The sequence below is a fragment of the Paraburkholderia sp. BCC1884 genome, from assembly GCF_900996225.1.
Lineage (GTDB): Bacteria > Pseudomonadota > Gammaproteobacteria > Burkholderiales > Burkholderiaceae > Paraburkholderia.
In genome coordinates this window covers 1-9,072 of the sequence record NZ_CAAJGL010000123.1, presented here as the reverse complement: position 1 = coordinate 9,072, position 9,072 = coordinate 1, and the positions used below count along the sequence as shown (strand labels likewise).

The window sequence follows — 9,072 nt, the reverse complement described above, 5'->3', positions numbered from 1 at the left end:
CCGTTTTCCGAATCCCGTCATCTTTAGAAAGAGAGCCGCTGAATTGAATTCCTCGTCCGTAGCGGTGCGTGCACCGCGTCCCGCCTTGCTGGCACTGTCGCTCGCCGTGATCTGGCTGTCAGGCTGCGCAGTCAAACCCACACCGTTCACCGAAGCCGAACGCACGCAGACCGCGCAAACCGACCGCACGTCGATGTTCGCGCAGCAGCAGGCCGTCAGCGGTCCGATCACGCTCGACGAAGCGATGGCGCGCGCGATCCGCTACAACCTCGATCATCGGCTGAAGATGATGGAAGAGGCGCTCGCGCAGAAGCAGCTCGATCTGTCGAATTTCGATCTGCTGCCCAAGCTCACCGCGCAGGCCGGTTATACGACGCGCAATCACGAGCTCGCGTCGTCGTCGACCAACGTGTTCACCAACGAGCAGTCGCTCGCGCCGTCGTATTCGACCGATAAGAACGACCGCACCGCGGACCTGTCCTTCTCGTGGAATCTGCTGGACTTCGGCGTCAGCTACTACGAAGCGAAAGAGCAGGCCGACCACGTGCTGGTGCTCGAACAGCGCCGCCGCAAAGTCGTGCAACTGATGATGCAGCAGGTGCGCGAAGCGTACTGGCAGGCGACCGGCGCGCAACGTCTGCGCGACCGGATCGGACCGTTGCTCGATCAGGCGCGCGGCGCGCTGAACGATTCGCGTCAGGCGCAGCGTGAAAACCTGCGTGCGCCGCTCGATACGCTGAACTATCAGCACGCGCTGCTCGATCTGATGCGCCAGCTGGAAGAGATCCGCGACCAGCTCGAAGAAGCGAAGCCGCGTCTGGCTGCACTGATGAATCTCGAACCGGGCAAGGACTACACGCTCGCGCCGCCGGAAGGCTTCGCGGTGCCGACTTTCGACATGCCGATGGACCGCATGGAAGAGACCGCGCTGGAGCGTCGTCCGGAACTGGTCGAGGCGAGCTACAACGAGCGGATCAGCGTCAACGAGACGCATAAGGCCATGGCGAAGATGCTGCCCGGCATCGAATTCAGCCTGGGCACGCATTACGACAGCAACAGCTTCCTCGTCTACAACGCGTGGCGTGCGGCCGGCATCAGCGTGAGCTGGAACCTGCTGAACCTGATCAACGTGAAGAACATCAAGGGCATGGCCGACGCACAGCTCGAAGTGGCGAAGACGCAGCGTCTCGCCCTGAGCATGGCGGTGCTGACGCAAGTGCACGTGGCCACCAGCGAGTTGAGCGCGAAGCGCCGTCAGTTCGATCTGCTCAAGCAGATGAACGACGTCGACCAGCAGATTCTCGAACACACGCACAACGCGACCCAGGCGAACGCGCAGGGCAAGCTCGAGGAAATTCGCGCGGCGACCGGCGCGATGATGTCCGAGCTGCGTCTCTATCAGAGCTACGGCGAACTCGAAAACGCGTACGGGCAACTGCTCGCCACGCTCGGGCTCGATCCGGTGCCGGATACGGTCAAGGGTCACGATCTGGCGTCGTTGCAGGAGTCGATTAATCTGGAACAGCAGCGTTGGGTCGCGCTGGGTCACGGCGTCGCCACTGGCGCCGCGCCGGTCGGGGCGGCGGGCGGGGTGGCCGTCAATCCGGCAAGTGCGCCCGTCAGGACGCCGGCAGCGGCGCAACCCGCGGCGCCGGTTGGCGCTCAGGCCAGTGTACAAACCAGTGCTCAGGCAGCCGGTTCCGCAACAGGTGGAGTCAAGACGCAATGAAGTTTTCGCAGTGTGCGGCGTGGTGTGCAGTCGCCGTGATGTTGTCAGCACAACCGGTCTGGAGCGCGCAGCCTGGCGCCCAGCCGGACGTAAAACCCGTCGCGAAGCCCGCCGTCAAGCCCGCGGCCAGGCTGGTTTCCGTGCAAGCGCCGGCGCTCGCGCCGCAACCGGCGTCGGCGCAAACCGATACGTCGGGCGACGCGGGCAAGATCCGCATTCAGTTGGTGTCGCGCGATCAGGTGGATCTGTCGAGCGAAATCGCCGCCAAGATCGCGACGCTGCCGTTGCGTGACGGCGACGCGTTCCGCACCGGTCAGACGCTGGTATCGCTCGATTGCTCGCTGTACACGGCGCAATTGCGCAAGGCGCAGGCCGAAGCCGGCGCCGCCGGCGAACTGCTGAACGTGGATCAGCGGCTCGCGCAACTGCATTCGGTCGGCGAACTCGAAGTGCAGCAGGCGGCCGCCAAACTGAAGGCGAGCAACGCCGAGGTCGCGTACATGCAGGCCACCGTGCGCAAATGCGTGATCACCGCGCCGTTCGACGGCCGCGTCTCGAAGCGCTCGGCCGCGCCGCAACAGTTCGCGGAACCGGGCAAGCCGCTGCTCACCATCATCGACACCAGCCGCCTCGAACTCAAAATGATCGTGCCGTCGAAGTGGCTCGTCTGGCTGAAGCCCGGCCATGCGCTCAGCGTGCAGGTCGACGAGGTCGGCAAGACCTATCCGGCGCAGGTGGCGCGAATCGGCGCGCGCGTCGATCCCGTCACGCAGACCGTCGACGTGACGGCCGCCCTGACCGGCAGCGTGCCCGAGTTGCTGCCCGGCATGAGCGGCTGGGCTACCTTCGCCAGCCGATGACTGCCATGCATCCGCCGCCCGGCGGCCCGTCGCCCGGGAATCACGCGAACAATGTGCGGATCGACCCGCAGCAGTTGGCCATGCTGTGGCAACTCGCGGCCCGCGCGCGCGACGCGCAGAGCGAAGCGACGCTCGGCTTTACCGTGGTCAACGAAACGCTGTCGCTGCTGCCGTACCGGCAGGCCGCATGGTGGCGCGGCACCGCGCCCGGCACGGTGGCGGCGGTGTCCGGATTGCCGGAGAGCGATCCGAATGCGCCTTACGTGCAGTGGCTCGGCACGCTGTGCCGGGTGCTCGCGCGTGCACCTGAAACCGCTGCCCCGAGCGCCGCCGATGCCGCCGGTGTCACCGTGGCGCCGCCCACGGAGCGTGCGCGCGCCTTCACCGCGGCGGATCTCGCCGTCGATCCTTCCGCCGCGCACGTCGTGCAGGACTGGCAGGCGTGGTGGCCCGAGCATGGTCTCTGGCTACCGCTAACCGATCGCAGTGGGCATCCGCTAGGCGGCGTGGTGTTCGCACGCGACGCCGCGTGGACCGCGGTGGATTGCGCCTTGCTCGGCGAACTCGCGCAGGTCTGGTCGCATGCGTTCGCCGCGTTCGGTCCGCGACCGTCGTGGTTCGAGCGGACGCGCGTGCTTCTGAAGCCGGGCCGCCAGCAGCGTCGCGTGCTGATTGCGCTGGCGATTGCTTGCGTGATTCCCGTGCGGCTGACGGTGCTTGCGCCGGCCGAAGTCACGCCGAAAGATCCGTTCGTGGTGCGTGCGCCGCTCGACGGCGTGATCGACCGTTTGTACGTGCAGCCGAACCAGCCGGTCGCGGCCGGCACGCCGCTGCTCGGGCTCGACGCCACCACGCTGCAGTCGCGCTATGCGCTGGCGCGCAAGGACTTCGATACCGCCCAGGAAGAGTACCGGCAGACCGCGCAACTCGCCGTCACCGACGACCGCAACCGCCTCGACATGGCCGAGCGCAAGGGCAAGCTCGACCAGAGCGCCGTGCAGCTCGACTACACCGCGCAGCAACTCGCGCGCGTGCGGGTCAGCGCGGCGCGTGCGGGCGTCGCGGTGTTCGCCGATCCGAACGAATGGACCGGCAAGGCCGTCGCCGTCGGCGAAAAAATTCTGTTGCTGGCCGACCCGGCGCATGTCGAACTGAGCGCGTACGTGCCCGTCGCCGACAACGTCGACGTGAAAGCCGGCGCGACGATTACGCTGTACCCGAAGAGCTCGCCGCTCGCCACCTACGAAGCGCGCATCGACTCGGTCGCGTATCGTGCCGAACCGACGCCCGACGGCGTGCTCGCGTACCGCATCCGCGCGACCTTTAGCGACGCCACGGCGCAGCCGCCGCTCGGCGCGATGGGCACCGCGCGGATTCATGGCAACTGGGTGCCGTTGTTCTACTACGTGCTGCGTCGTCCGTTGACGCTCGCGCGGCAGTGGCTTGGCTGGTAACGCCATGTGTTCCGCCCGGATGAGTGTGAGTTTGAGTTTGAAAGTGAGTGGGATCGCAAGATGAGCCGGCTGCCGCAACTTCGCCAGGAACTGACGCTCAGCGCCGGCGCGCCCAGCTCTGAAGGCGCGCCCACGTGGATGCTGCACGATCCCGCCGCGAACCGTTTTTTTCAGCTCGGCTGGCCGGCCTTCGAACTGCTGTCGCGCTGGCCGCTCGACGACGCCCAGGCGATCGTCGCCAGTGTGAATCGCGACACGACGCTGACCGTCACGATCGACGATATGGAAGCGCTGGTGCGCATGCTGCATCAGCAGAACCTGCTGGTCCCGCGCACCGCGAGCGACACCGACCGGCTCGCCGCGCGCGCCGAAGCAGGGCGGCTCGGTCAGGCGATGTGGCTGCTCAAGCACTACCTGATGATCCGCATTCCGCTGTGGCATCCCATGGCGTTTCTAAGGCGGACCGCGCGCTATGCGTCGTTCGCGTTTCGGCCGGTGTTCTGGATGATGATCGCCGCTTGCGCGGCGCTCGGTCTGTTCCTCGTGTCGCGTCAATGGGACGAATTCCTGCATACGTTCCACTCGTACGCGGACCTGCAAGGGCTCGTCGCGGTCGGCATTGCGATCGGCTGCGCCAAGGTGCTCCATGAATTCGCGCATGCGTTCACCGCGCAGCGTTACGGCTGCCGCGTGCCGACCATGGGCGTGGCGTTTCTCGTGATGCTGCCGGTGCTGTACACGGATACCACCGAAGCCTGGAAAGTACCGAGCCGCGCGAGCCGTCTGCGGATCGGCGCGGCCGGCATGCTGAGCGAACTCGCGCTCGCCGCGGTGGCGACGCTCGCGTGGAGTCTGCTACCCGATGGTCCGTTGCGCGCCGGCGCGTTTCTACTCGCCACTACCACGTGGATCGGCACGCTGGCGATCAACGCGAGTCCGTTCATGCGTTTCGACGGCTACTTTCTGCTGTCGGACTGGCTCAACATGCCGAATCTGCACGACCGCGCGTTCGCGCTCGGCCGCTGGTGGCTGCGCGAGTGGCTGTTCGGTTTCGGCGAGCCGCAGCCGGAACCATGCTCGCCGTCGCGGCGGCGATTTCTCGTGGGCTTTGCATTTGCGACTTGGTTTTACCGGCTCGCGGTATTTTTCTCGATCGCGCTGGTCGTGTATCACGCGTTTTTCAAGGTGCTGGGGCTGATGTTGTTTTGCATCGAATTCGGCTGGTTTATCGTGCGGCCCATGTGGCGCGAGACGCTCGCGTGCTGGCAGCGTCGCGCGGAATTGCGCTGGCGCTGGCAGACCCGGCGCACCGCGTTGCTCGGCGCATTGGTGATCGGTTTTCTGGTGTTGCCGTGGCACGCCGGCGTGAATGCGCCGGCGGTGTTCGGGCCGCAGCATGCGCAGGGTCTGTACACGGTCGCGGCGGGTTATGTGGCGGCCACGCCGCCGCCCGCCCAGGACGGACAGACGGTGCGAGCGGGCGACGTGCTCGCCACCATCGTCTCGCCCGACCTCGACTACAAGCTCAAAGCCGCCCAGGCCGATGAAGCCTTGCTGCGCTGGCAGGTCGAACAGCAGGCGTTCGACGACCGTCTGCGCGAGCAGGGCGTTGCGTTGACGCGGCGTTGGGATGCGGCGCGTCAGACGATTGCGGGACTGCAGGCGGAGATCGAGCAGTTGACGATCCGCGCGCCGTTTGCCGGCACGCTCCATGTGCCCGGCGACGCGCTCGCGGCCGGCACCTGGCTGCCGCGCGGAGAGCGGCTATACGACGTGATCGGGCCGGGCGGCATCAAGGGCGATGCGTTCGTCGGCGAAAACGACGTGGGCCGCGTGCGGAGCGGCGAGCCCGCCGTGTTCGTCGCGACGCTCGCGGAAATGCGGCCGGTGCGTTGCCGCGTGCAGGCGGTTGATAAGGTGAATATCGGCGTGCTCGATGAGCCTTCGGTCGCGAGCCAGTATGGCGGTCCGATTCCCGCCGAGCAGGACGCGAAGACGCATCAACTGGTGCCGTTGCAGGCGACCTGGCGCGTGCGGATCGGCGACTGCGATAGCGGCAGGATGCTGACGCGCGAGTTGAGCGGCAGCGCCTCGCTGGATGGCGGGCGGGAGAGTTATGCGGGCAAGTGGCTGCGCGCGCTCGTCGCGGTCATGCAGCGGGAAGGCGGCTTTTAAGCGCGCCTTCGCGTCGCCGTGCGGCGAGCGCTTCAGTTCGGCGCGGCTACGTTAAAGCATCTGTTGCAGTAAGGCGCTCCGCTATGATGTCCGGAACGATACGAGCAACAGAAAACTCAATGAAGACGTTGAATCCGGCAGTGGCCAGAGTGCTCAAGCGCCTGCATTATTCGCTGGACGTGATTCTGACCTGCGTGCGTTGGTACGTGGCCTATCCGCTGAGCCTGCGGCACCTCGAAGCCATGATGGCTGAGCGCGGCGTTTCGGTCGATCATTCGACTGTGCACCGCTGGGCCATCAAGCTGTTGCCGGTGCTGGAGAAAGCGTTTCGCCTGCGCAAGCGGCTGGTTGGCAAGAGCTGGCGCATGGACGAGACGTACATTCGCGTCAAGGGAGAATGGCGATATCTTTACCGGGCCGCCGACAAGGATGGCAACACCATCGACTTTTTGCTGCGCGCCCATCGGGACAAGTCTGCAGCCCGGCGTTACTTCGAGAAATCGATCGCCCAGAATGGCGCACCCGAGACGGTGACCATCGACAAAAGCGGCGCCAATCTCGCCGCGCTCGGAGCGATCAATGCCGATCGTGAAACGCCCATCAAGATCCGGCAGTCGAAATATCTCAATAACCTGGTCGAGCAGGACCATCGGGCGATCAAGCGACGAACGCGGCCCATGCTGGGCTTCAAAAGTTTTCGCTGCGCCCGAATCCTTCTGGCCGGAATCGAGTTGATGCACATGATCGCAAAAGGGCAGATGAAGCATGCTCGCGGAACCCATCCGTCCGCCGCAGACCAATTCTACGAGCTCGCAACATAAGTTGTACTTCGCATTTTGGTTTAGCTCGCCCCTCGATTCTTACCGCGACAAAGCCGCTCAAACCCGCCAGTTCTTTTCGGAGCCTAGCGGGTTTTTCTTAGCCTGCAAGGCGCAGGCTACACACGGCGGTGGAGTCGCTCAACCGTTCAGTTGCGATTCGACGTTCAGGACGATCCGTGCGACCGGGTTGCTGTCTGCGGATTGCGGCGCGAACTTGATCTGGGCGAAGGTGACGATACCGAGAGCTACGACCAGGAGTGTTCCAGACGCGGCGATGCGGGTAAGGTATTTCACAGGGACCTCATTTTGATGATGTCGACAGAACTGAACGTAGCTGACAGGCGTGTCGACTCGCCTTCAGCGACATCTCTGTCCGCAATCCGGCAACGCCGGACGCGGTCCTCAGATCGCACTCGCCGATCGGGCGGGTTTTGTGCAGTGCACTATAACACGACCATCGGCTCGCATCTACCGATCACGCGGGCTTGTGCAGTGCACTGTAAACGGTTTATCCATATGCCCAGCGCGACATCCCGTCGCGAGCGGATGCTTAATTGCTTGAGCGTTTCGTGCATGAAAGATTTCTGTAGGCCGTAGCGGGCCGTCATGCTATTTGGGTGATTCTCGCAGACATGGAAGTCGCCTCGGCAGTCTCCCCGCTGGAGCCCGCAAGTTGAAGATGGGTTTGCCAGCGGTATCAATTGCGCTATGATTAGGTATCAAATGATGCTTGATTCGGGGCGCGCATGTCACTCATTACGCCTGAGGCAGTGGCTGCAGTCATGGAACTGCGGGAGGTCCCGCACACGCTTGCTGAACTCGAAGCACTTGTCCGCGACGGCCTGCCCAAGTCCGCGCTGCGCGCGGGCGTCGAACATGCGACGCAGGGTGCTGACGCCCGGCGTGCGCTACTTGCCCGCATCATCCCCGAAGCGACTTATAAGCGGCGTCGCGATCGGCTGACGCCAGACGAATCGGAAAAGACTGAGCGGCTGGCCAGGATCGTCGCGACGACGGCCTACGTCTGGAACGACGAAGAGGACGCGCGGCAATTCCTGTCCACGCCGCACCCGGAGCTCGAAGGGCGGGCGCCACTTGATGTTGCGCTGACCGAGCTCGGCGCGCGCCGGGTCGAAGAGCTGCTCTGGAAACTGTTTTATGGGTTGCCGGCTTGAAGTTGTTTCGAATCGCCGACACTCGACATACGATCTGGAGTGGCACCGGCGCGATGCTGGTGGGCAGCCGCTTTAATAGCCCGGGGAGACCGGTCATCTACGCCGCGGCGACCTTCGCCGCTGCGATGCTCGAGGTGCTTGTTCATGCGCGCATCGGCAAGGTACCGAAGACACACGGCTGGGTTGAAGCAGCGGTTCCCGACGATATTCGCGTCGAACTCCATTCGGCCGAATCGGTGCCGAGGGGATGGGATGCGCCAGCACTGCAGGTGGCAAAAAAGTTCGGGGACGCCTGGCTGACCGAGTCTCGTACCGCGCTCCTGGTCGTACCTTCCGTGGTCGTTCGTGCAGAGTTCAACGTGCTGATCAATCCCGCACACCCTGACGCGAAGCGGATTGTTGTGACCGAGCCGCAACCCGTGGTGTGGGATGAACGGCTCTTTGTGATGCCGACGGTCGGACACGGCTAGATTAGGATGGTGATCGGCTAGCCTCGACGTCGCTTCGAGTTTAGTTCCCAATCGCCACTCGCAACGGCCAGTGCAGCGCCTTCTTATATTCTCCATGTCTGGTTGCCAAGGCCGACGCGGCTGTCAGTCTTGTTAATCGGCTTGATGAATTGACATAACATAATTTATCAACAAATAACATGTTACGGCAAAGCTGTAGTGTCGTACCTAGGCAAAGCTGAAACGTCGCGTGTCATGCTGGCTGACCTTTGAAGGGAGGCTCGCATGACGACATCCGGGATGATCACCATGACGATGTGCGAGGTTGACCGGCTCAGGACGATCCAGTCGCTAGTCGATGGCCTGCTGATGACGTGGCAGGCTGCAGAACGGCTGCATCTGAGCCGGC

8 protein-coding genes are annotated in these 9,072 nt (G+C 64.2%); 7 read left to right on the top strand and 1 reads right to left on the bottom strand.

All coding sequences use genetic code 11. The annotated features are described in order from the left end of the window. Positions 1–43: 43 nt before the first annotated feature. From FQ705_RS27685 to FQ705_RS27665, 5 genes are all read left to right on the top strand, one after another. Positions 44–1,729 (top strand): TolC family protein, encoded by a 1,686-nt coding sequence (locus tag FQ705_RS27685; protein WP_409934742.1) that lies wholly within the window; start codon positions 44–46, stop codon positions 1,727–1,729. Continuing rightward, positions 1,726–2,589, top strand: a complete 864-nt coding sequence (locus FQ705_RS27680; RefSeq protein ID WP_260854627.1) for an efflux RND transporter periplasmic adaptor subunit — start codon at positions 1,726–1,728, stop codon at positions 2,587–2,589. Before FQ705_RS27685 ends, FQ705_RS27680 begins: the two co-directional genes overlap by 4 nt. A 5-nt stretch (positions 2,590–2,594) precedes the next feature. Beyond that, positions 2,595–4,043, top strand: a complete 1,449-nt coding sequence (locus FQ705_RS27675; RefSeq protein WP_144146738.1) for an efflux RND transporter periplasmic adaptor subunit — start codon at positions 2,595–2,597, stop codon at positions 4,041–4,043. Positions 4,044–4,103: 60 nt separating this feature from the next. Next, complete coding sequence (locus FQ705_RS27670; RefSeq protein ID WP_144146736.1) at positions 4,104–6,218, top strand: HlyD family efflux transporter periplasmic adaptor subunit; 2,115 nt, start codon at positions 4,104–4,106, stop codon at positions 6,216–6,218. Positions 6,219–6,337: 119 nt separating this feature from the next. Further along, the gene (locus FQ705_RS27665; RefSeq protein ID WP_144146734.1) at positions 6,338–7,039 is read left to right on the top strand and encodes an IS6 family transposase; all 702 of its coding nucleotides are present in this window, start codon (positions 6,338–6,340) and stop codon (positions 7,037–7,039) included. Positions 7,040–7,177: 138 nt separating this feature from the next. Here FQ705_RS27665 and FQ705_RS34210 read toward each other — a convergent pair whose 3' ends face one another. Next, positions 7,178–7,333 carry a hypothetical protein gene (locus tag FQ705_RS34210; RefSeq protein WP_186308019.1) on the bottom strand — a complete coding sequence of 52 codons (156 nt, stop codon included), beginning with the start codon at positions 7,331–7,333 and terminating at the stop codon, positions 7,178–7,180. Between the two features lie 452 nt (positions 7,334–7,785). On the opposite strand from FQ705_RS34210, the gene FQ705_RS27660 reads away from it, so the two are divergent. Together FQ705_RS27660 and FQ705_RS27655 are read left to right on the top strand one after the other, a co-directional pair. Beyond that, complete coding sequence (locus FQ705_RS27660) at positions 7,786–8,214, top strand: antitoxin Xre/MbcA/ParS toxin-binding domain-containing protein (protein ID WP_144146731.1); 429 nt, start codon at positions 7,786–7,788, stop codon at positions 8,212–8,214. Further along, positions 8,211–8,684: an RES family NAD+ phosphorylase gene (locus FQ705_RS27655; RefSeq protein WP_144146728.1), complete on the top strand. Its 474-nt coding sequence runs from the start codon at positions 8,211–8,213 to the stop codon at positions 8,682–8,684. The genes FQ705_RS27660 and FQ705_RS27655 overlap by 4 nt, the downstream gene beginning before the upstream one ends. The last annotated feature ends 388 nt before the right edge of the window (positions 8,685–9,072 follow it).